20 protein-coding genes are annotated in these 21,360 nt (G+C 69.1%); 1 reads left to right on the forward strand and 19 read right to left on the reverse strand.

Going from position 1 to position 21,360, the window contains the following annotated elements:
• From VGT00_14035 to pyrR, 10 genes are all read right to left on the reverse strand, one after another.
• Window positions 1–492 (reverse strand): GAF domain-containing protein (locus tag VGT00_14035; GenBank protein HEV8532535.1); only part of this gene is annotated, 492 nt, incomplete at its 3' end.
• Between the two features lie 375 nt (window positions 493–867).
• Window positions 868–1,395 carry a hypoxanthine phosphoribosyltransferase gene (gene hpt, locus VGT00_14040; GenBank protein HEV8532536.1) on the reverse strand — a complete coding sequence of 176 codons (528 nt, stop codon included), beginning with the start codon at window positions 1,393–1,395 and terminating at the stop codon, window positions 868–870.
• Window positions 1,395–2,009: an orotate phosphoribosyltransferase gene (gene pyrE / locus VGT00_14045; GenBank protein ID HEV8532537.1), complete on the reverse strand. Its 615-nt coding sequence runs from the start codon at window positions 2,007–2,009 to the stop codon at window positions 1,395–1,397. Before pyrE ends, hpt begins: the two co-directional genes overlap by 1 nt.
• Window positions 2,006–2,728: an orotidine-5'-phosphate decarboxylase gene (pyrF, locus tag VGT00_14050; GenBank protein HEV8532538.1), complete on the reverse strand. Its 723-nt coding sequence runs from the start codon at window positions 2,726–2,728 to the stop codon at window positions 2,006–2,008. The genes pyrE and pyrF overlap by 4 nt, the downstream gene beginning before the upstream one ends.
• Window positions 2,712–5,927 carry a carbamoyl-phosphate synthase large subunit gene (gene carB, locus VGT00_14055; GenBank protein HEV8532539.1) on the reverse strand — a complete coding sequence of 1,072 codons (3,216 nt, stop codon included), beginning with the start codon at window positions 5,925–5,927 and terminating at the stop codon, window positions 2,712–2,714. The genes pyrF and carB overlap by 17 nt, the downstream gene beginning before the upstream one ends.
• Window positions 5,928–5,936: 9 nt before the next feature.
• The gene (locus VGT00_14060; GenBank protein ID HEV8532540.1) at window positions 5,937–6,203 is read right to left on the reverse strand and encodes a hypothetical protein; all 267 of its coding nucleotides are present in this window, start codon (window positions 6,201–6,203) and stop codon (window positions 5,937–5,939) included.
• Window positions 6,204–6,209: 6 nt separating this feature from the next.
• Window positions 6,210–7,331 (reverse strand): glutamine-hydrolyzing carbamoyl-phosphate synthase small subunit, encoded by a 1,122-nt coding sequence (gene carA, locus VGT00_14065; protein ID HEV8532541.1) that lies wholly within the window; start codon window positions 7,329–7,331, stop codon window positions 6,210–6,212.
• Window positions 7,328–8,602, reverse strand: a complete 1,275-nt coding sequence (locus VGT00_14070) for a dihydroorotase (protein HEV8532542.1) — start codon at window positions 8,600–8,602, stop codon at window positions 7,328–7,330. Before VGT00_14070 ends, carA begins: the two co-directional genes overlap by 4 nt.
• Window positions 8,599–9,525: an aspartate carbamoyltransferase catalytic subunit gene (locus VGT00_14075; protein ID HEV8532543.1), complete on the reverse strand. Its 927-nt coding sequence runs from the start codon at window positions 9,523–9,525 to the stop codon at window positions 8,599–8,601. Before VGT00_14075 ends, VGT00_14070 begins: the two co-directional genes overlap by 4 nt.
• Window positions 9,526–9,528: 3 nt before the next feature.
• The gene (gene pyrR, locus VGT00_14080) at window positions 9,529–10,080 is read right to left on the reverse strand and encodes a bifunctional pyr operon transcriptional regulator/uracil phosphoribosyltransferase PyrR (GenBank protein HEV8532544.1); all 552 of its coding nucleotides are present in this window, start codon (window positions 10,078–10,080) and stop codon (window positions 9,529–9,531) included.
• Window positions 10,081–10,355: 275 nt separating this feature from the next.
• Between pyrR and VGT00_14085 the strand changes: the two genes are divergently transcribed.
• Window positions 10,356–13,715 (forward strand): adenylate/guanylate cyclase domain-containing protein, encoded by a 3,360-nt coding sequence (locus tag VGT00_14085; GenBank protein HEV8532545.1) that lies wholly within the window; start codon window positions 10,356–10,358, stop codon window positions 13,713–13,715.
• Here VGT00_14085 and VGT00_14090 read toward each other — a convergent pair.
• From VGT00_14090 to VGT00_14130, 9 genes are all read right to left on the reverse strand, one after another.
• Window positions 13,707–13,853, reverse strand: a complete 147-nt coding sequence (locus tag VGT00_14090) for a hypothetical protein (protein HEV8532546.1) — start codon at window positions 13,851–13,853, stop codon at window positions 13,707–13,709. The two genes, VGT00_14085 and VGT00_14090, sit on opposite strands and share 9 nt — an antisense overlap.
• Before the next feature lie 37 nt (window positions 13,854–13,890).
• On the reverse strand, window positions 13,891–14,058 hold the full coding sequence (locus tag VGT00_14095) for a hypothetical protein (protein HEV8532547.1): 168 nt from the start codon (window positions 14,056–14,058) through the stop codon (window positions 13,891–13,893).
• A gap of 50 nt (window positions 14,059–14,108) precedes the next feature.
• Window positions 14,109–15,191, reverse strand: a complete 1,083-nt coding sequence (locus tag VGT00_14100) for a hypothetical protein (protein HEV8532548.1) — start codon at window positions 15,189–15,191, stop codon at window positions 14,109–14,111.
• A 44-nt stretch (window positions 15,192–15,235) separates the two neighbouring features.
• Entirely contained in the window at window positions 15,236–16,435 is a 1,200-nt protein-coding gene (locus VGT00_14105; GenBank protein HEV8532549.1) for a CoA transferase, read from the reverse strand.
• 136 nt (window positions 16,436–16,571) lie between these two features.
• Entirely contained in the window at window positions 16,572–17,816 is a 1,245-nt protein-coding gene (locus tag VGT00_14110) for an amidohydrolase family protein (protein ID HEV8532550.1), read from the reverse strand.
• On the reverse strand, window positions 17,816–18,994 hold the full coding sequence (locus VGT00_14115; protein HEV8532551.1) for a DUF1116 domain-containing protein: 1,179 nt from the start codon (window positions 18,992–18,994) through the stop codon (window positions 17,816–17,818). The genes VGT00_14110 and VGT00_14115 overlap by 1 nt, the downstream gene beginning before the upstream one ends.
• 53 nt (window positions 18,995–19,047) lie before the next feature.
• Complete coding sequence (locus VGT00_14120; GenBank protein HEV8532552.1) at window positions 19,048–19,221, reverse strand: fdrA domain protein; 174 nt, start codon at window positions 19,219–19,221, stop codon at window positions 19,048–19,050.
• The gene (fdrA, locus tag VGT00_14125) at window positions 19,218–20,750 is read right to left on the reverse strand and encodes an acyl-CoA synthetase FdrA (protein ID HEV8532553.1); all 1,533 of its coding nucleotides are present in this window, start codon (window positions 20,748–20,750) and stop codon (window positions 19,218–19,220) included. Before fdrA ends, VGT00_14120 begins: the two co-directional genes overlap by 4 nt.
• Window positions 20,747–21,301: a DUF2877 domain-containing protein gene (locus VGT00_14130; protein ID HEV8532554.1), complete on the reverse strand. Its 555-nt coding sequence runs from the start codon at window positions 21,299–21,301 to the stop codon at window positions 20,747–20,749. The genes fdrA and VGT00_14130 overlap by 4 nt, the downstream gene beginning before the upstream one ends.
• Window positions 21,302–21,360 lie beyond the last annotated feature (59 nt).

Below are 21,360 nucleotides of genomic sequence, written 5' to 3' on the forward strand. Positions count from 1 at the left end.
GAGCAAGGCGATCTGCTTGGCGGAGAAGGGGCGGACACGCAGGCGACGGATCGCGATGACGCCGATGGCCGTGCCTTCGGAGAGGAGAGGCGCCGCGAGCATCGTCCTGATGCCGGTTGCCCGTCGGCGCGCCGCGAGCTCGGGGTACTGGGTCCGGACGACGGCCTTCAGGTCGCGCACGTGGATGACCCGTCGCTCGAGCACTGCGCGCCCGTGAACCGTGCCAGGGCTCAAGGGGAACGGCTCGCCGAGCGACCGTGTGGTGCGGAGCGATCCGTGCTGCGCCACGAGGCGCAGGGTCGAGCCTTCGACGAGGAGGATCTGGGCATCGCGCGCGTCGCAGAGGCGGGCCGCCATCTTGGCGATGGCGCTCAGGACCGGCTCGACGGCCGTCGGAAGTGAGCGATGGGCGCTTGCTCCGAGGGAGGCACCGCAGTCCGGGCAGAACTTGGCGCCGCGTGGGGTGTCCTGGCGGCACCGGGGACAGCTCATATTGCCCTCCAACGGGTCCGAGCCAGTGGGTCGGCGGCGGGAGCCGCGCGGGAAAAGGCCGCGCACGAGCGTAAGTCGCGCCGGGCCGACCGGTCAAGGGCCAGGCCGCGAGCTGCGCGCGACCGCAGCCCGGACTTCATGAAGATGACTTTCTCGTCGTACGGCCCCCTGATTTACTCAGCCCTCGGCTCGCGGCGGCGCCGCTCAGCTCGAAGTGCGGCCCTCTCCCCCGCCGCGGGGGAGAGGGATGAGAACCCTCTCGCTACGCTGCTCTCTTCATTCTGATCCCTCTCCCCCACTGGGGGAGAGGGCAGGGTGAGGGGGTCAGGTGTTCGCGCATAGTCCGGGATAGGACGCTACTTGATCCGGGATCCGTCAGGCGAGGCGGGCGATGTACGGCAGATTGCGATACTGCTCCTGGGCGTCGAGACCGTAGCCGACCACGAAGACATCCGGGATCTCGCGGCCGACGTAGTGGACGGTGACGTCGGGCGGCCGCTCGCGACGCTTGACCACGAAGGCGCAGACCTTGAGGGAGGCGGGCTTGCGCGTCTGGAAATTGCGCAGCAGATAGGAGAGGCTGAGCCCCGAGGCGCAGATGCCTTCCACGACCAGCACGTCCTTGCCCTCGAGCGGCTCGTCGAGGTCCTTCCGGATTCGCACCACGCCGGAGGCGGTGATCTGCCCGTACGGCACGATCGAGATGAAGTCCAGGGTGGCGGGGATGGTCACGGCGCGCATGAGATCGGCGAGGAAGACGGCGGCGCCCTTCAAGACACCGATGACGTGCAGGGACTTTCCCTCGTAGTCGGCCGAGATCTGGGCGCCCAGGCGCGCCACCTCGGCCTGGATGGCCGCCTCGTCCATCAGCATCTCGCCGACGCCGTCGTGGGCGGCGCGCATCAGCCGAACCGGGTCGCCTGCACGAACTCGCGGGACTGCCGGATGGCCGTGGCGTCGACGAGGCCCGCCGTCTCCCACTCGTCCAGGCACTGCGTGATGGTCAGGACGGAGTGCAGGGCATAGCCCTTGGACGCCAGGAGCTCGCGGCCCCCCTGCTCGCGGTCGATGAGGATGACGAGGTCCTTGACCACGAGGCCGGCCTCCTCCAGCACCTCGATCGCCTCGAACTTGCTGGCGCCGTCTGTGATGATGTCGTCGATCAGGACCACGCGGTCGCCCGGCTCGTAGATGCCCTCGATGCGACGCTTGGTGCCGTAGCTCTTCTCTTCCTTGCGGGGGTAGATGAGAGGCAGATTGCCCTCGAGGCTGGCCGCCACGGCCAGGGGCAGCCCCGCATAGGGGATGCCGGCGATACGATCGCCCGCGCAGCGGCTGACCTCGGCGGCCATGAGGACGCCGATCCGGCGGAGCACGTCGGGGAAGCAGATGACCACGCGGAGATCGATATAGAAGGGCGACCTGATCCCGGACTTGAGGGTGAAGTCGCCGAAGCGCATGGTGCCGATCTCGAAGAGGCGCCGGATGAGCGTCGCGTGCTCGCGGGTGGTGGTCATGCGCGCATCTCCTCGAGGATGGCCGCGGCGGCTGCCGCGGGGTCGGGGGCGGCGGTGATGGGCCGCCCGACCACCAGGTAGTCGGCTCCGGCCGCCGCCGCCGCGCGCGGGGTGGCGATGCGCGACTGATCGTCGCTAACACTTCCGGCCGGCCTCACCCCCGGGGTGACGATGGTCCATCCTGCCCCCATGGCCCGGCGGATCGCCTTGATCTCATGCGGGGAGGCGATATTGCCGTCGAGCCCCGCCTCCCGCGCGAGCCCGCAGAGATGGAGGACGTGGCCTTCCACCGAGGAGGCGACGCGAAGCTCGGCCGAGAGCGCCTGTCGGTCGAGGCCGGTCAGCACGGTCACGGCGAGGACGAGTGGCCGAGGCAGCCCGAGCGTCTGGGCGGCCTCGTGCGCGCCGTGGACGGCCGCGCGCATCATGGCGCGACCCCCCGAGGCGTGGACGTTGAACATGAAGGCGCCGAGCCTCACGGCCTCGCGGGCGGCTCCCTCCACGGTATTCGGGATATCGTGGAACTTGAGGTCGAGGAAGACCTCGCCGCCGCGCTTGCGCACCGTCTCGATGGCCGCGGGGCCGCCCGCGGTGAAGAGCTGCGAGCCGATCTTGAAGCGGCGGGCTGTGCCGTGGAGCGCGTCCACGAGCATGGCCGCGCGGTCGAGGGAGTCCACATCCAGGGCGATGATGAGACGGTCTTCAGGCGTGCGCGGCATAGTAGTCCTGGAGCGATTGCACGCTCATCTCTCCCTTGAGAAGGGCCTCGATGCCGCCGATGGCGGCCTGGGCCCCGTCCACCGTCGTGTAGTACGGGATGTTCTGGGTCACGGCCGTCCGGCGGATGAGGTAGGAGTCCTTGCGGGCCCGGCCGTCCTCCGGCGTGTTGAAGACCAGCGCGATCTCGTCCCGCTTCATCAGGTCCACGATGTTCGGGCGCCGGCTCTCGTTGACCTTGTAGACCATCTCCACCGTCATGCCCTGACGCATGAGGAGCTTGGCGGTGCCCGCGGTGGCCACGAGCGAGAAGCCCATCTCGGCCAGCCGCTTGGCGACCTGGAGCACCGCGCGCTTGTCCCGGTTCTTCACGGAGAGGAATACCTTTCCGGAGGTGGGCAGGGGAGAGTTGGCGGCGATCTGCGACTTGACGTAAGCCTTGCGGAAATCGCGGTCGATGCCCATGACCTCGCCCGTGGACTTCATCTCGGGGCCGAGGAGCACGTCGACCCCGGGGAACTTGATGAAGGGGAAGACCGCCTCCTTGACCGCCATGTGGCCGACCTCGCGCTCCTCCGCGAAGCCGAGCTCGCGCAGGGAAGCCCCCAGCATGACCTTGGTGGCGAGCTTGGCCAGGGGCACCCCGATGGCCTTGGAGACGAAGGGCACGGTGCGCGAAGCGCGCGGATTGACCTCGAGGACGTAGACCGCCTCGTTCTTGATGGCGAACTGGATGTTGAGAAGCCCGATCACGCCCAGCTCCTTGGCGAGGGCGCGCGTCTGGACCTTGATGCGGTCGATCTGGTCGTCGCCCAGCGAATAGGGCGGGAGCGCGCAGGCCGAGTCTCCCGAGTGGATCCCGGCCTTCTCCACGTGCTCCATGACGCCGCCTACCACCACGCGCTCGCCGTCCGCGAGGGCGTCCACGTCGATCTCCAGGGCGTCCTCGAGGAACTTGTCCACGAGGATCGGATGCTCGGGACTGACCCGCACCGCTTCCGTCATGTACCGCTGCAGGTCCTCCCGGTCGTAGACGATCTGCATGGCGCGCCCGCCCAGCACGTACGACGGGCGCACGAGCACCGGGTAGCCGATGCTCTGGGCGATCCGCTCGGCCTCTTCGTAGGAGCGCGCGGTGGAGCCCGGCGCCTGCTGGAGGCCGAGCTCGGCGAGGAGGGCCGCGAAGCGCTGGCGGTCCTCGGCGCGGTCGATGGCGTCCGGCGGGGTGCCCAGGATGGAAACCCCCGCTCGCTCGAGGGGCACGGTGAGCTTGAGGGGCGTCTGGCCCCCGAACTGGACGATGACGCCGCGGGGCCGCTCGCGCTCCACGATGTTCATCACGTCCTCGAAAGTGAGGGGCTCGAAGTAGAGGCGGTCGGAGGTGTCGTAGTCCGTGGAGACCGTCTCCGGGTTGCAGTTGACCATGATCGCCTCCACGCCGACTTCCTTGAGGGCGAAGGCGGCGTGGACACAGGCGTAGTCGAACTCGATACCCTGGCCGATGCGGTTGGGCCCTGAGCCGAGAATGACGACCTTCTCCCGAGGAGTGGGGGGCGCCTCGTCCTCCTCCTCGTAGGTAGAGTAGAGGTAGGGGGTGTGCGCCACGAACTCCGCGGCGCACGTGTCGACCATCTTGAAGGTGGCGCGGATGCCTGCCTGGAGTCGGGCCGCGCGCACCTCGGCCTCGCTCTGGCCGACGAGCTCGGCGATCCGCCGGTCGGCAAAGCCCATCTGCTTGGCTCGGCGGAGGACGTCGGGCTGCACCAGACCCGCGCCGCGAATCGTCTCCTCGAAGCGGACGATCTCGCGGATGTTCTCGAGGAACCAGGGATCGATGGCGGAGAGCTCGTGCATCTCCTGGGTGGACATCCCGCGGCGATAGCCTTCGGCGAGGGCGAAGCAGCGCTCCGCCGTCGGGATGCGAATCTTTTGCTTCAACGCTTCGTCGTCGGCGGGCGGGGGGTCCATCACGAGGCCCCAGCGGTCCTGCTCGAGCGAGCGCACGGCCTTCTGGAGGGCCTCCTTGAAGGTCCGGCCTATGGCCATGGCCTCGCCCACCGACTTCATCTGGGTGGTCAGCGTCTGGTCGGCCTCCGGGAACTTCTCGAAGGCCCAGCGCGGGAACTTGAGCACGCAGTAGTCGATGGCGGGCTCGAAGGAGGCGGGGGTCTCGCGCGTGATGTCGTTCCGGAGCTCGTCCAGGGTGTAGCCCACCGCGAGCTTGGCCGCGATCTTGGCGATGGGAAAGCCCGTGGCCTTGGAGGCCAGGGCCGAGGAGCGGGAGACCCGCGGGTTCATCTCGATGACGACCATGCGCCCGTCGGCGGGATTGATCCCGAACTGGATGTTCGAGCCGCCCGTCTCCACCCCGATCTCGCGGATGATGGCGAGGGAGGCGTCCCGCATCCGCTGGTACTCCTTGTCCGTCAGCGTCTGCGCGGGCGCCACCGTGATCGAGTCGCCCGTGTGCACGCCCATGGGGTCGAAATTCTCGATCGAGCAGATGATGACGACGTTGTCCGCGAGGTCGCGCATCACCTCGAGCTCGAACTCCTTCCAGCCAATCACGGATTCCTCGACGAGCACCTGGCCGGCCGGGCTCTGCTGGAGGCCCCACTTGACCGCCGCCTCGAGCTCCTCGGGGTGGTAGGCCACGGATCCGCCGGTGCCCCCGAGCGTGAAAGACGGCCGGATGATGAGGGGGAAGCCCATGCGTCCCGCGCGCACGCCGGCCCTCGCCTCCTCGGCCGAGGTGGCGAAGAAGCCCTTGGGCATCTCGAGCCCGATCCGCGCCATGGCCGCGCCGAAGAGATTCCTGTCCTCGGCCGTTCTGATCGCGGGGAGCTTGGCGCCGATGAGCTCGACGCCGAAGCGATCGAGGGTGCCGTCCTCGGCCAGGGCCACCGCGAGGTTGAGGCCGGTCTGGCCGCCGACCGTGGGCAGCATGGTCTGCGGCCGCTCGCGCTCGATGACCTTGGCCACGAACTCCGGGGTCAAGGGCTCGATATAGGTGCGGTCGGCCATCTCGGGATCCGTCATGATGGTGGCCGGGTTCGAGTTGACGAGCACCACCTCGAAGCCCTCTTCACGGAGCGCTTTGCAGGCCTGGGTGCCGGAGTAGTCGAACTCGCAGGCCTGTCCGATGACGATGGGCCCCGAGCCGATGAGGAGGATCTTCCGGATGTCAGTCCGCTTTGGCACTGTGAGCTTTTACCCTTCCACCTGCCCGTAGACGATGGAGATCTCCGGCGCGGCTTCCTCGCGCTTGTAGAGCACGTCGTCGAGACGGCCGGTGCCTATCCAGAGTGTTTCGCCGTTGCCCCAGAGCTTCTCGCCGAGCACGCTCATCCGCTTCTCCACGCGCTCCTTGACGGCATGGGACTCCATCGCGAGCTCGCTCTCCGTGGTGAAGGTGGCCCACTCGGGCTTCTGGCCCGTCTCTTCGGTCTTCCGATACGAGATCAGGTATTTGGGCATTCGCGATCAGCCTCCTCTCACCATCAGGTCGATGAACCGCTGGAACAGGTAGTGCGAGTCGTGAGGCCCCGGTGAGGCCTCGGGGTGGTACTGCACGGAGAAGACGGGCAGCTCCCGATGCCTCATGCCCTCGGAGGTGCCGTCGTTGAGATTCACATGGGATTCGACGAGCCCGGCCTTCTCCACCGACTTGGGATCCACGCTGAAGCCGTGGTTCTGCGCGGTGATCTCGACGCGCCCCGTCTCGAGGTCCTTCACGGGGTGATTGGCGCCGTGGTGGCCGAACTTGAGCTTGTAGGTGCGGCCGCCGAAGGCCAGGCCCAGGATCTGGTTGCCGAGGCAGATGCCGAAGATGGGCAGCTTGCCGATGAGCCCGCGCACCGACTCGACGAGATATGGCACCGCTTCGGGATCCCCCGGACCATTGGAGAGAAAGAGCCCGTGGGGCTTCCTCTCGAGCACGGCCGCGGCGGGCGTATTCGCAGGCACGACTTCGACCTCGCAGCCGAGGGAGGCCAGCTGCCGAAGGATATTCCGCTTGATCCCGGAGTCGTAGGCGACGACTCTGAAGCGCGAGGTGGGCGGCCGCGTATACCCTCGCGCGATATCCCAGCCGCCTTCGCTCCAGCCATGGGCCGCGTCCACCGTGACTTCGCTGACGAGATCGCGGCCCATGAGGCCCGGCAGCGCGCGGGCCTTCTCGGCCAGTCGCGCGGGGTCGGCCTCGATCGTGGAAATCACGCCTTCCTGAGCGCCGTGGTCGCGCAGATGCCGCGTGAGCGCGCGCGTGTCTATGCCCTGGATGCCCACGATGCCCTGCTCGCGCATGTAGTCTTCGATGGCGATCCGGCCGCGCCAGTTGGAGGGATACGGGCAAGCCTCCTTCACGATGAAGCCATTGACCCAGGGCCGCCGCGACTCGACGTCTTCCGGGTTTATCCCGTAGTTCCCGATGAGCGGATAGGTCATGCACACGATCTGCCCGCGATAGGACGGATCGGTCATGATCTCCTGATAGCCCGTCATCGACGTGTTGAAGACGACCTCGCCGTGCGCCTCGCCGCGGGCGCCGCAGGCTTCGCCCGTGAAGACGCGCCCGTCCGCCAGGGCCAGGAGCGCCCGCGTCATGGCGAGACGACCTCGCCGCCGACGATGGTCATGATCGGCGCGCCCGTGCCCGTCGAGCCGGCGAAGGGCGTGTTGCGCGCCCGCGAGCGGAACTTGGCGGGCTCGACCGTCCACGTTCGCTCGAGGTCGAGCACCGTGACGTCGGCGGGCGCTCCCGCGGCCAGGCTGCCCCCCGGGAGATTCAAGAGCCGCGCGGGCGCCGGCGAGAGCCGCTGGACCAGCGTCGGCAGGTCCATCCGGCCACCGCGCACCAGCCGGTCCAGGAGGAGCGGTACCGCTGTCTCCAGCCCCACCACGCCATTGGCACAGGCCCCGAACTCGTCTTCCTTCTCGGAGAGGGCATGCGGGGCATGGTCCGTCGCGATGCAGTCGACGGTGCCATCGAGGAGGCCCTCCAGCACGGCCTCGACGTCCCGCTTGGTCCGGAGCGGCGGTGCCATCTTCATGTTGGGGTCGTACTCCCGCACGGCCTCGTCAGTGAGCAGGAGATGATGCGGCGTCGCCTCCGCGGTCACGCGCACGCCGCGCGCCTTGGCCTCGCGCACGAGGCGCACGGCCCCCACCGTCGAGATGTGAGCGATGTGCACGGGCGCGCCCGTCAACTCGGCGAGCAGGATGTCGCGGGCGACCATCACGTCCTCGGCCGCCGAGGGCTGGCCGGCCAGGCCGAGCTCGGTCGAGACCAGCCCCTCGTGCATGGCCCCGCGATGGGCCAGGTGCTCGTCCTCGGCATGGCTGATGATGGGCGTGCCGAAGGGCAGGGCGTACTCCATGGCGCGGCGGTAGATCTCGGCGTTCATCACGCACTGGCCGTCGTCGGAGAAGGCGACGCAGCCGGCCTCGGCCTGCTCGGCCATCTCGGCCAGCTCCTGCCCCTCGAGGCCGCGCGTGACCGCGCCGATCGGGTAGACGCGCACGACGCCTTCCACGCGCGCCTTGGCCAGGATGAAATCGGTGACGGCACGATTGTCGTTGACGGGCAGCGTATTGGCCATGCAGGCCACGGCGGTGAAGCCGCCCGCCGCCGCCGCGCGCGTGCCGCTGGCGATGGTTTCCTTGTACTCGTAGCCCGGCTCGCGCAGGTGGACGTGGATGTCGATGAAGCCGGGGCAGACGATCTTGCCCGCCGCATCCACGACCTGGGTGCCCTCGGGCGCCTTGAGCCCGCGCGCGAGCTTGGCGATGGTGCCGTTGGTGATCAGCACGTCCTGGACAGCGTCCAGGCCATTCGCGGGATCGACGACGCGGCCGCCCTTGAGGAGCAGGCTCATGCCGCCTTGCTCCCCGCGAGGAGGTAGAGGACGGCCATGCGCACCGCCACGCCATTGGTGACCTGATTGAGGATGACCGAGTACTGGCTGTCCGCGACCTCCGGGGAGAGCTCGACGCCGCGATTGACCGGCCCCGGGTGCATGATGAGCACGTCGGGCCGGCAGTGCGCGAGCCGGTCGAGGGTGAGTCCCCACACCCGCGAGTACTCGCGCAGGGAGGGGATGAAGCCGCCCGTCATCCGCTCGTGCTGCAGGCGCAGCATCATGATGACATCGGCATGGGCGATGGCCTCCTCGAGGCGGTGGCTGACCTTGACGCCCATGTCCTGGCAGCCCGCGGGAATCAGGGTGGGCGGCCCCGCCACCGTCACCGTCATGCCCATCTTGCGCATGGCGTGAATGTCCGAGCGGGCCACGCGGCTGTGGGCGATGTCGCCCACGATGGTCACGTTGAGCCCTTCGAGGTGGCCCTTCTTCTCGCGGACGGTCAGGAGATCGAGAAGGGCCTGCGTGGGGTGCTCGTGCGCCCCGTCGCCTGCGTTGACGACCGAGCACTTCAGATGTCGGGCGAGGAGGGCGGGGCCACCCGGGGCCCTGTGACGGACCACCACCACGTCCGGGCTCATGGCCTCGATGTTCTTGGCCGTGTCGAGGAAGCTCTCGCCCTTCTCTGCGCTCGAGCCCGCGCCGGAGAAGTTGATGACGTCAGCGGAGAGCCACTTGCCCGCGATCTCGAAGGAGGTGCGCGTGCGCGTCGAGGCCTCGTAGAAGAGGTTGACGATGGTCTTGCCCCGGAGGGTCGGCACCTTCTTGATCTCGCGGGTGGCGATCTCCTTCATGGACTCCGCCGTGTCGAGCACCTCGGTGATCTCGGGCGCCTCGATATCCCGCATGCTGACGAGGTCCTTGCGCTTCCAGGCCATCGTTCAACCCTCCTCGGGTTCCTGGATCACCACACGGTCCTGGCCGTCGTGCTCGCGGAGCATGACGGCGACGGATTCCTTGCGGCTTGTGGGCAGATTCTTGCCGACATAGTCGGGACGGATGGGCAGCTCGCGGTGTCCCCGGTCCACGAGGACGGCCAGGCGGATGACGCGCGGGCGCCCGAGGTCCATGAGGGCGTCCATGGCGGCTCTGATGGTCCGTCCCGTGAAGAGGACGTCGTCCACCAGCACCACCGTGAGGTCCTTGAGCGGGAAGGGGATCTCGGTGCTGCGGACCCTCGGCTGCTCGGCCCGGCTCCCCAGATCGTCACGGTAGAGGGTGATGTCGAGGGCGCCCACGGCCGGGCGCTTGCTCTCGATCCCCGCGATCTTCTCGGCGATGCGCTCGGCCAGCGTCTCGCCGCGGTTCTTGATCCCGACCAGGGCCAGATCGGCGCCCCCCGCCTGCTCGACGATCTCATGGGCGATGCGGGTCAGCGCCCGGTCGAGCCCGGCCTGGTCAAGCACCTGCGCCTTCTCCTTCGGCGCGGTCACCGCGACCTCGTGGCGTGACAAAAAAACAGCCCAGCGCTTGGCTGGGCCGCTCTCAACATGGTCTTCGGCTGCTTCATGCCTGCTCCTTGCGGGCCTCTCAGGGTCCGCTTAAAGGAGACGCTCAAGATCCTGAACCACTCTACCGTCCCGATGAGGCTGGTGTCAAGACCTCTCCCGCTACCGTGTAACGACAGGCGATGATTGACGCGACTCATAGCCGGGGCTACGCTTTTGCTGCTGCGGGTGCTTCCGCCCGCGGATGACTCGGAGACGCCATGAACTGTCCGCGGTGCCAGGCGCAGAATCGCGATGGCGTGAGGTTCTGCGAGCACTGCGGCGCCTCCTTCGCGGAGACGTGCCCCAAGTGCGCCGCCGTCATCGCGCCGGGCGCGGCCTTCTGCGGCGCCTGCGGAGTGGCGTTCAATGCAGCGCCCGCCGACCGTTTCGCCTCGCCCGGCGCCTACACCCCGTCGCATCTGGCCGAGCGCATCCTGACCTCGCGCGCGGCGCTCGAGGGCGAGCGCAAGCAGGTTACCGTGCTCTTCGCCGACCTCAAGGGCTCCATGGAATTGCTGGCCGATCGCGATCCCGAGGATGCCCGCCATGTCCTTGACCAGGTGCTCGAGCACATGATGGAGGCCGTCCATCGCTACGAGGGCACCGTGAACCAGGTCATGGGAGACGGGATCATGGCGCTGTTCGGCGCGCCCCTCGCCCACGAGGACCACGCGGTGCGGGCGTGCTATGCCGCCCTCAGAATGCAGGAGACGGTTCACCGGTACTGCGAAAGCCTCCGGCGCTCGCGCGGGATCGAGGTCCGGATCCGGGTGGGCCTGAACTCGGGAGAAGTGGTCGTCCGCTCCATCGGCAGCGACCTCCACATGGACTACACCGCGGTGGGCCGGACGACTCAGCTCGCGGCCCGCATGGAGCAGCTCGCCTCTCCGGGGACCATCCGACTCACCGCCGAGACCCTCCGGTTGGTGGAAGGCTATGTCGAGGTCAAGCCGCTCGGCCCCATCCCGGTCAAGGGCCTGACCGAGCCGGTCCACGCGTTCGAGATGATCGACGCGACCTCGGTGCAGACGCGTCTTCGAGCCCGAGCGCAGCGCGGCCTGACACGATTCGTCGGTCGCGAGCCCGAGCTCGGTCAACTCCACCGGGCGCTCGAGCAGGCGCGCGCCGGCCACGGGCAGATCGTCGCGATCGTGGGCGAGCCCGGGGTGGGCAAGTCGCGTCTGTTCTACGAGTTCATGCATTCGCAGGGCACGCAGGACTGGCTCGTTCTCGAGAGCACCTCGGTTTCCTATGGTCGGGCCACTCCCTATCTGCCGGTCATCGGGCTCTTGAAGACCTACTTCCAGATCGAGGCCCGCGACGATGCGCGGACGATCCGCGAGCGGGTGACCGGAAAGCTCCTCGCGCTCGACCGCGCGCTGGAGACGGCGCTGACCCCGCTCCAGGCCCTCCTCGACGCCCGCGGCGAGGACGCGCAATGGCAGGCCCTCGACTCCTCCCAGCGCCGCCGACTCACCCTCGACGCCGTCAAGCGCTTCCTGCTGCGAGAGAGTCGGACCCAGCCGCTCATCCTGCTCTTCGACGATCTCCACTGGGTGGATTCCGAGACCCAGGCGCTCCTCGACGGACTCGTCGAGACTCTGCCCACGGCCCGGATCCTCCTCGTGGCGGGTTACCGCCCCGAGTACCAGCACGCGTGGGGGAACAAGAGCTACTACACGCAGCTGAGAGTCGATCCCCTGGCGGAGGCGGGCGCGGAGAGCCTGCTCAGCGCTCTCCTGGGAGACGAAGCGATGCTCGGGCCGCTGAAGCGGCTCCTGATCGAGCGGACGGAGGGCAACCCATTCTTTCTCGAGGAAAGCGTGCGGACCCTGGTCGAGACGGGCGGGCTGTCCGGCGAGCGTGGAGCCTATGGCCTGGCCAGAGATCTCCGCACGATCCAGGTACCGGTGACCATCCAGGCGGTCCTGGCCGCCCGCATCGACCGGCTTCCCGCTGTCGAGAAGCGCTTGCTCCAGTCGGCCGCGGTCGTCGGCAAGGACGTCCCCTTGGCGATCCTCCATGCCATTGCCGATCTGGACGACGCCAGCTTGCGCCATTCGCTGGCCAAACTTCAGGCGGCCGAGTTTCTGTACGAGACCCGACTCTTCCCCGATGTCGAGTACGCGTTCAAGCACGCGCTGACCCACGAGGTCGCGTATGGCGGCCTCCTGCAGAACCGCCGGCGGGCGCTTCATGGCCGGATCGTGGATGCGCTCGAGCGACTGTACGCTGGACGGGATACGGAGCAGGTCGAGCTCCTGGCCCACCACGCCTTGCGCGGGGAGGAGTGGCCAAGGGCCGTGAGGTACCTGCGTCAGGCGGGGGCAAGAGCGGCGTCGCGCTCGGCTCACGGGCAGGCCGTGGCCTACTTCGAGCAGGCCCTGGAGATCATCCGGCATCTTCCAGAGGGGCGGGAGGCCATCGAGCAGGCTGCCGATCTGAGATTCGATCTGCGCAATTCGCTGCATCCCGTGGGAGACCTCGCACCCATCCTCGGGCATCTCGCGGAAGCCGAGAAGCTTGCCGGCATGCTCGGCGATCAGCGCCGCCTCGCATGGGTCTTTTCGTTCATGTGTCAGTATTTCCGGCTGGTCGGCGACCTCGATCGGGCCATCGAATCCGGTCATCGTGCCCTCGCCATCGCCGAGGCCCTGGGGGACATCCCCCTGTGGATTGCCGTGGGCACGCACCTGGGTCCGGCCTATGGGGCGACGGGAGATTTTCGGAAGGCGACGGAGATCCTCACGAAGGTCGTGGACGCCCTGCGGGAGAACCCAGGCCGCGAAGACATGGGCTCGGCGGGGCTTCTCTCGGTGTTCTCTCGCATCTACCTCGCCTACTACCTGGCCGAGCGCGGAGACTTCCGCGAGGGCATGGCCTGCGGGGAGGAGGGGATTCGCCTCGCCGTGACCGCCGATCATCAGTACAGCCTCACGTTCGCCTACTGCGGCGTGGGAACTCTCTTCCTCGTCAAGGGCGACCTCGAATCGGCCATCCGCCTGCTCGAGCGAGGCCTTCAGCTCTGCCGCTCGTTGAACCTTCCCCTCATGCTTCCGCTCCTCGCCTCACCGCTCGGCTCCGCCTATGCCCTGTCGGGGCGCTACGCGGAGGCCATCCCCCTTCTGGAAGAGGCCGTGAGCCGGGCGGTCTCGATGGAGAGGATGGGCGAGCACTCCATCCTGGTCGCGAGGCTGGGGGAGGCGTACCTCCTGGCGGGCCGCCTCGACGACGCGGGCCAGTCGGCGCGCACGGCGCTCGAGCTGGCCCGGGCGCAAAAGGAGCGCGGTCGTGAAGCATACGCGCTTCGTCTGGCGGGAGAGGTCGCTTCACGAGGAGCGGCGCCCGGTCTCGACGAAGCGGAGGCTTCCTATCGTCAGGCGCTCGCCCTGGCGGAGGAGCTCGGGATGCGTCCCCTCCTCGCTCACTGCCACCTCGGGCTGGGCAGACTCTACCGTCGAACGCGGCGGCGAGAAGACGCGGACCAGCATCTCGCCGCCGCGATCGGATCATTCCGATCGCTGGACATGCCGCAGTGGCGTGAGCAGGCGGAGTCCGAGCGGCGATCGCTAGCCTGACCGCTTCGCGCCTTCCGTCTCGATCCGGATCTCGGTGACGTCCAGACCGCAGCAGCGGGCCAGACGCTGGATCTCCAGGCGGAGCGCCTCCACGGCGTGGCTGCCGAGCTCTCCCGTGATCTCGAGGGTCTCGACCACGGCGTCGCGCCGGGCGCGGGCCGCGTCCGAGGCTCGCCTACTTCTTGGCCGCCCTCGCGGCCGCTTTCCACTTCTTGGCAAGGACTCTGACCCCTTTCCTGAACTGCCGGAGTAGCGCGCGCGTCTTCGGCGACTTGGGTGTGGCCGCGATGCTGATGAAGGTTCTGCCCTTCCGGTACGTTTCTTTGACCGCCAGATTCGCCATGTCGTCGCCTCCTGTTGGGCGTGGTCCGGGTGAGCCTGCCTGGCCCGTCGCTAGCTTCGGGCGTCCTCGACGGCGTCGAAGAACTCCTCGGCGTGGAACATGCGTGGCAGCGTGTCGATGTCGCGCAGCATGTAGTGGTCTTCGGACACGTCGTACTCTCCCACCATGTCAGGCGGCTCGCCCCGCGCCAGCCGGACGTACGTGACGGCCATGTTGCGCTTGCCCGTGAGGTCGAAGATGTTCGTGGCCGACGAGAAGCGGCCGGCATTGATCTCCGTGATGCAGGGGACGCCCGCGGCATTCTCCTTCAGGTCCGTGCTGAAGATGCCCGAGGCTCTCCGATCGAGGGCGCGGATGGCCTCCGCGCACGTCTCGACGACTCGAGGTTCGAAGACGGTCTTGGCGAGCGCCGCCACCGACGAGACCTCGGCGGGCTGGCTGCCGCTGCCCAGATAGGACAGCCGCTCGTAGGTCTTGATCAGCACGAGCTGTCCATCCTTCCACAGGCTCTGACAGCCGAAGTCCCGGCCGGGAAGATACTCGGAAAGCGTGAACGAGGATACCGGCACGCCGCGCATGTCTCGCCAGTACGCGATCCAGCTCGCCGCCTGGGCCGGGCTCGCCACGGGAATCGCCCCGAGGGCGCCCGCCCCCGTTCGGATGCGGCACCACACGCGTGAGGGATGTCCGAGTCGACGAAAGATCGCCTCGATGCGGGTGAGGCTGGTCACGGGATAGGTCTGCGGCGCCGGGATGCTCCTGGCCCGCAGGAACACGCTCAGGCCGTACTTGTCCTCGCACGCGGCGATGGTGGCCGGTCGCGGGAGGAACAGATGGTCGCGCAGTCGGTTGCCGGCGCGGCAGAGCTCGCTCACGTCGCGGTCGGAGGTCGGTATGAGGAGATCGACGCGCTCGGTCTTCAGGATGCGTTGCAGCGCGCGCATGCGCCGGGGATGGCCCGGGGGCGGGACGAGGTAGTTGCGCTCCGCCTCCGAATTCTTCAGGACGAACTGGTCGTCGTGGCAGCCGAGAATGGAGAGCGAGACATCTCCCGCTCTCAAGCTGCGGATGAGGTTGTTGCTCGCCCCGCGTCCGGCATTCGTAACGAGCACGCGAGCGATCATGGCGAGCACGCTACACGGAAGCTCAGACCTCCGCAACCCGCGCCGCCGCCGAGCTAGGGCGAGGTGCCGAGCTGTATCGTGCCCGCCTCAGCCAGTCGCTTGATCTCCTTCGCGGGATAGCCGAGCTCCCCGAGGACCTCCGCCGTGTGCTGGCCGAGGAGCGGAGCGGGGCGTCGGATGGCCGCGGGAGTGGCCGAAGCGCGCGCCGGGAAGGGGAGGGCGTGCACGGGGCCGAGCCCGGGCTGGTCGAACGTGGCCACGAGGCCCAGGTGCTGGACCTGGGGGTCCTCGAAGACCTCGTGGAACTCGTAGACGGGGCCGGCGGCGATCTGCGCCGCCTCGAAGCGGTCTATCCACTCCGCCGTGGGCGCCGTGGCCAGTCGCGATTCCACGTAGGCCACGAACTCGTCGTAGCGCGAGATGCGCTCGGCGTTGGTGGCGAAGCGCGGCTCCTTTTCGAGCGCGGGCTCGCCGAGCGCGCCGCAGAAGCGCCCCCACTGATCCTGGTTCATGATCACGATGTTGATGTAGCCGTCCTTGGTCTTGTAGGCGCCGCCGGGCGCGATGGCCGGGTTGCGATTTCCCTCGCGCTGGGGGCGCACGCCCGTATCGAAGAAGATGGCCGTCGGGTCCGGGAGGAGCGAGAGGCTCGAGGCGAGCAGGTTGACGTCGAGGTATTGCCCCGCGCCGGTGCGGAAGCGATGCACCAGCGCGGCGCAGACGCTACCGAAGGCGACCCAGGCCGCCGACAGGTCCGAGGTGGAGCCGGCGACCCGGGTGGGAGGATCGCCGGGATGACCGGTGAGCGCCATGAGCCCGCTCATGCCCTGGGCGATGGTGTTGTAGCCCGGGCGCTTGGAGTGCGGGCCGTCCTGGCCGAAGCCGGTCACCGACACGTACACGACGGCGGGATTGATGTCGCTGACCGCCGGGTAGCCCACCCCGAGCTTGGCCGCCACGCCCGGCAGGAAGTTCTCCACGACCACGTCGGCCCGGCGCGCCAGCTCGAGGGCGATCTGCACGCCCTCGGGGCGCTGGAGATCCACGGCGATGCCGCGCTTGTTGCGGTTGATGGCGCCGAAGGAAGCGCTGATGCCGTTCTTGCCCCGCAGCACGCGGAGGTCGTCGCCCACGGGAGGCCGCTCGACCTTGATCACGTCCGCGCCGAGGTCGCCGAGCATGGTGGCGCAGTACGGCCCCGCGATGACCCGCGAGAGGTCGAGCACTCGGATGCCCTCGAGCATCGTGCTCATGCTGCCGGCACCGTACGTCCTCTCGCCCACTCCCGCAGCTCCTCGAGCGTCTCGATGGCGATCAAGGGGGTGCGCGAGGTGATGAGGATCTCGAGGGTGCGGAGCGTATCCATGTCGGGATCTCAGTCTGGCACGATCAGGAGCCTCCACGCCAGAACTCCGTGCACGTCCGCTCGTGCTGCAGGGAGAGCCGCCCCGCCTTGACCACGAGTCGCCGGGGCGCCATGGTCGTCACGGCTTCGGCCGCCCGCTCCGTCTCCCACAGGACGAGATCGGCGCGGGCGCCCACCCGGAGCCCATGCTCGGGCAGCCGGAGCATGCGCGCCGGATATTCCGTCAGCATGGCGAGGATGTCTGCGACATCGCGCTCCGTTCCCATGTGCGCCGCGGCGGTCATGAGATAGCCCATGAGGGCGAGGTCGCCCGTGCCCATGGGCGTGAAGGCGTTCAGGATATTGTTGGTGGCCACGGCCACCGTGACACCCGCGGCGAGCAGGCGCTTGGCGGGTGCCAGGCCGCGCCGGACATTCCGGACGTCCTTCCGCCCCATGAGATAGAGATCCGTGGCGGGCAGAATGATGACGCCGATGCCCGCGTCTTTGAGAATGGCCGCGGTCCGGTCGAATTCATCCGGCTCGAGAGCCGCGAGCTCGCTGGCGTGCCCCACGGCCACGCGCCCTTGCCAGCCCCAGCGCGCGGCCTGCTCGGCCACGTAGAGCACGTCCATGTGCTCGGGCTCGTCGAAGAAGTCGATGTGAAAGTCCACGTCGACGTCGAACTCCCGGGCCAGCCGGAAGACGATGTCGATGTGGGCATGGGCGTCCGTGTCGTTGTAGGGGCAGCCGCCGATGAGATCGGCGCCGCTCTCCAGAGCCCGGGCGAGCAGCGCCTCCGTGCCCGGCGATTGGAGAATGCCTTCCTGGGCGAAGGCGCAGAGCTGGAGATCGATGGCCGGCGCGTACTCGCGCTTGAGGGGGATGAGCGCCTCAAGGGCCTTGAGGCCGACGATGGGGTCGACCTCGACGTGACTCCGCATGGCCGTGGTGCCCGCGCGCACGGCCAGATCGAGGGCCCGGCGCGCGCGGACGCGGACGTCCTCGACGGTGAAGCGGCGCTTGGCGTGCCCCGTCACCCGTAGCGCCTCCGCCACCGTGCCCTCGATGGAGGGCGTCCGCTCGGAGAGGAGCGCCTTGTCGAGATGGATGTGAGCGTCCACGAGACCGGGCGTGAGCAGGCGGCCGCCACACTCGACGGTCTGCTGGGCGGGCCGCACGGCCAGTGCGCCGATCTCGGCGACGCGCCCCTCGTGGGTGCCGACGTCCGCGAGCCGGCCATCGGGAAACCGACAGTCCTGGAGCAGGAGATCGAACCGTGGCGCCATCAGCGCGCCGCCGCGAGCGCCTCGAGGGCCTCCTCGAAGCAGGCGAGAGGCGCGCGCACCACGCCGGCGCCGATCTGGCCGGTCCCGGGCTTGCGCCCCGCGATGCCCGTATTGATGAGGGGCGTGATGCCGGTCTCCACGACCTTCCGCACGTCGATACCGACGGGACAGCCGCGATCGTCGAGGGCGGGGATGCGGAAGCGCGGGTGCTCGCCCACGCAGATCTCCGCCATCTCCTCCGTGACCGCGACGGCCTGTCTGAAGCCGCCGGCGCCCACGAAGGCAGCGACGGCGGGCGAGGCGGCCATGGCGAAGCCGCCGAGCCCTATGGTCTCGATGATGGCGCTGTCGCCGATATCGGGATTGGCGTCCTCGGGTTCGAACCCCGGAAAGTAGAGGCCCTGCGGCGTGTTGACGGGCGCGGTGAACCAGCGGTTGCCGAGCCCCGCCACGCGTATGCCGAAGTCCGTGCCATTGCGGGCCATGGTCGCCACCACGGTGGAGCCCGCGACATCGAGACACGGATCAGCCGAGGCCTTGGCGGCGGCCATGGCGAGATTGAGGAAGAACTGGTCATTGGTCGCCATGAACTCGGTCACGCGGACGAGGGCCTGTGCGTCTCTCGCCGCCCGGGCCAGCTGAGGCATGAGCAGGCGCGCGAGGAGCGAGGAGGCGGCGACGTTTCGCTGGTGCATCTCGTCACCCATGCGGAGGGCCTGGGCCATGAGCGCGCGAAGATCGATGCCGCCGCTGACGCGGATGGCCGCGCCCAGGAGCGGCCCCGCCTCGCCCTCGATCCAGCGCAGGCGCTCGATGACGCTCGGGTCGTTGGCGCCGAAGCGCAGGACCTTGCCGAGCCCTTCGTTGACCGTGGCGAAGGCGCGGCCGCCGGACTGGCGCTCCTCCACGAGGAAGACGGGCATGGAGGGCGTGACCATGCCCGTCATGGGCCCCGCCGCCCCCGCCGCGTGGCAGGGGGCGATCTCCACGTTGCCCTTGGCGAGAAGATCGAGCGCCTCGGCGTCGTCGGGCGCCCAGCCCTCGTAGCGGATGGCGCAGAGGACAGCGGCCTTCACGGTCTCGCAGGCGCTGTCCCAGGCGAGCGGAGGACCGGCGTGGAGTACGGTGCGGCCGGTGAGCCCCATCACGGTGCGGGCCGGCCCGCAGTCGATGAGCATCGGCTCAGCTCCGGTCAGTCGTCCAAGGACGGTCTGGTTGGCCGACGCGATCGTCACGTGTCGTCCTCGAGAACGGCGAGCAGGGCCGCCTTGCGCGGATCGCCGCCCGCCGGAGGAGACCACTGGACGTGAATCACCGAGACCCCGATCTGCTCGAGCTCCTCCGCGAAGCTCTCGAGCCCGCAGTTGATCACGCGAATCTCCTGGGCGAAGACGTCGCGGATCATGGCTCGGGGTTTGCGATGGCGGCGGCGGCGCGGGCGGCCTGGGCATTGGAGGGCAGCACCCACGCGCCGGCGCTCTCGAGCTTGGCCACCTGCGAGGACAATCCCTGCGGATCGCCCTCGGTGCCGATCACGCTGGCCACCACGTGCAGCGCGCGTCCGTCCTGCCTCGCGCGCTCTCGCGCGGCGCGCAGAGCCGGCAGGAGATCTCCGGCCGGATCGGCGGCCGCGCCATGACCCAGCACGATGTCGAGGAGAAGGACGGCCACCCGGGAGTCCTTGGCCAGCGCGGTTATGGCGTCGATGCGGGAAGTTGGATCGATCATCGGATGCGCGCGCCCGAGGGTGAATTCATCCGCGCCGAGGTCGACGATGCGGTGCACGCTGTCCACCCTCGGGCGGAGATTGCCGGAGACGGGGCCCAGGAGTGGTTCCAGGAGGAGCAGGGCCTCGTAGGCCAGCGTGCCGCCGGCATAGAGCCCATGCACCGAGCGCGGGCCGGGGCCGAGCGTCCGCCGGGCCTCCGCGATCCGACGACCGATGGCCGCACTGTCTCCGGAGAAGGGACGGGCCGTCCACGGCTCGTGTCGCAGCGCCGCGAGCGCCGCCTCCGCGGCGTCCTCGAGCGTGGAGACCATTTGGACTTTCTCGCCCGCGGAAGCGCCGATCTCGCCGCCGAGCAGGGCGACGACGGCCGGCTTGCCGAAGCCGCGGAGCCTGTCCTCGACCTGGCGCCGGATCTCCGGTGATGGCGGCTTGCCGATCACGATGACGAGCTCCGTCTCCGCGTCGTCCCCCAGCGCGTCGAGCGCGCCTAAGGTCATGAGCCCTCCCACGGCATGGTTCATATCACGGCCGCCCACGCCTATGGCCTGCGAGATGCCCTCGCCGCGGGCGGCGAGAAGGCAGGCGACCTGCTGGAGCCCGGTGCCCGAGGCCGCCACGAGACCGATCCGCCCGCGCGGCACGGCATTGGCGAAGCCGAGAGGCGCGCCGCTCAGATAAGCCGTGCCGCAGTCGGGACCCATGAGGAGCAGGCCCCTGTCTCGGGCGAGGCGCTTGAGGACCACCTCGTCCTCGACGCTGACATGGTCGCTGAAGAGCATGACGTGAAGTCCCAGGCGGAGCGCCTTGCGCGCCTCCGCGGCGGCCCAGGCGCCGGGCACGGAGATCAGGGCGAGATTGGCGCCCGGGAGCTGGCGGTGCGCGCTCTCCATGGTGCGCGGCAGGACGCGGCCCGCGGCGCTGAGCCGCCGCTCGGTGGCGGCCAGGAGCTCTTCGGCGCGCGCGAGGGCCGCGCGGGCCAGGCTCTCCGAATCCGCTTCGACGACGATGACGAGATCGTTCGGACCCGCCCTCTCCGCCTCGGCCGTGAGAAGTCCGGACTGGCGCAGGACGTCGTGGTTGGCCGGCGTGCCCATGAGGGCGGCGACTTCTCTGACCCCCGCGGACGTCCGGAGATCCCGCGCCAGGGCGAGGAGGGCGACGGAATCCTGGTAGGCGCTCTTCTTGACGAGGCCCGCCTGGGTCATGCGACGCTGCCGCGCTCGAGGGCGCGACCGGCGAGGCGGATGCCATGGAGCGTGTCCGCTCCCGAGGTGGCGCCCAACCGAGCCAGGCCCTTGGCGGCCCGCCTTGCCGCCTCGACGGACTCCGCCGTCACGACGGCCAGCACGGGCTCGGCGAAGCGCCCGGCCAGCGCCTCCAGCACGAAGTCCCGGGCGATGTCCGTGGTTCGAGTGCGTGCCGCGGCGGCGAGCGCGTCCGTGACTCGAGAATTCACGGCCAGCCAGTCCGGCCTCAGCCGGTGGAGGACGGCCAGCGCTCCGACCACGCAGTCATCTCCCGCGGGCGTCAGGCCCTCGCCGAGCCCGATGAGGGCACCCGCCGCCGCGGTGACCGCGCCGCCGTCGAGAGAAGCGAGGCCGCGCTCGAAGGCTCGAGCGGCGGGCAAGATGCTCGAACTGGTTGCTCGCGCGGCTTCCTCCAGCGCGTTGGGGGGGAAATCGAGACGGCCGGGCGGCATGCGGAGGTCGACGCATTCGGCGGCCGTCCAGTCGAACGCCCCGGCGCTGAGCGGCATACCCGGCGCTACCGTTCCACGCTCGGGAAGCCGCGAGAGCGCCATCGCGAAAGGGGCCG

The organism is Candidatus Methylomirabilota bacterium (genome assembly GCA_036002485.1).
GTDB lineage: Bacteria > Methylomirabilota > Methylomirabilia > Rokubacteriales > CSP1-6 > AR37.

Coding starts and splice junctions, on each gene's coding strand:
- hpt (HEV8532536.1), bottom strand. CDS start 1,395: ATGCGCGCCGCCCACGACGGCGTCGGCGAGATGCTGATGGACGAGGCG.
- pyrE (HEV8532537.1), bottom strand. CDS start 2,009: ATGACCACCACCCGCGAGCACGCGACGCTCATCCGGCGCCTCTTCGAG.
- pyrF (HEV8532538.1), bottom strand. CDS start 2,728: ATGCCGCGCACGCCTGAAGACCGTCTCATCATCGCCCTGGATGTGGAC.
- VGT00_14060 (HEV8532540.1), bottom strand. CDS start 6,203: ATGCCCAAATACCTGATCTCGTATCGGAAGACCGAAGAGACGGGCCAG.
- carA (HEV8532541.1), bottom strand. CDS start 7,331: ATGACGCGGGCGCTCCTGGCCCTGGCGGACGGGCGCGTCTTCACGGGC.
- VGT00_14070 (HEV8532542.1), bottom strand. CDS start 8,602: ATGAGCCTGCTCCTCAAGGGCGGCCGCGTCGTCGATCCCGCGAATGGC.
- VGT00_14075 (HEV8532543.1), bottom strand. CDS start 9,525: ATGGCCTGGAAGCGCAAGGACCTCGTCAGCATGCGGGATATCGAGGCG.
- VGT00_14085 (HEV8532545.1), top strand. CDS start 10,356: ATGAACTGTCCGCGGTGCCAGGCGCAGAATCGCGATGGCGTGAGGTTC.
- VGT00_14095 (HEV8532547.1), bottom strand. CDS start 14,058: ATGGCGAATCTGGCGGTCAAAGAAACGTACCGGAAGGGCAGAACCTTC.
- VGT00_14105 (HEV8532549.1), bottom strand. CDS start 16,435: ATGAGCACGATGCTCGAGGGCATCCGAGTGCTCGACCTCTCGCGGGTC.
- VGT00_14110 (HEV8532550.1), bottom strand. CDS start 17,816: ATGGCGCCACGGTTCGATCTCCTGCTCCAGGACTGTCGGTTTCCCGAT.
- VGT00_14115 (HEV8532551.1), bottom strand. CDS start 18,994: ATGCTCATCGACTGCGGGCCGGCCCGCACCGTGATGGGGCTCACCGGC.
- VGT00_14120 (HEV8532552.1), bottom strand. CDS start 19,221: ATGATCCGCGACGTCTTCGCCCAGGAGATTCGCGTGATCAACTGCGGG.
- fdrA (HEV8532553.1), bottom strand. CDS start 20,750: ATGACCCAGGCGGGCCTCGTCAAGAAGAGCGCCTACCAGGATTCCGTC.
- VGT00_14130 (HEV8532554.1), bottom strand. CDS start 21,301: ATGCCGCTCAGCGCCGGGGCGTTCGACTGGACGGCCGCCGAATGCGTC.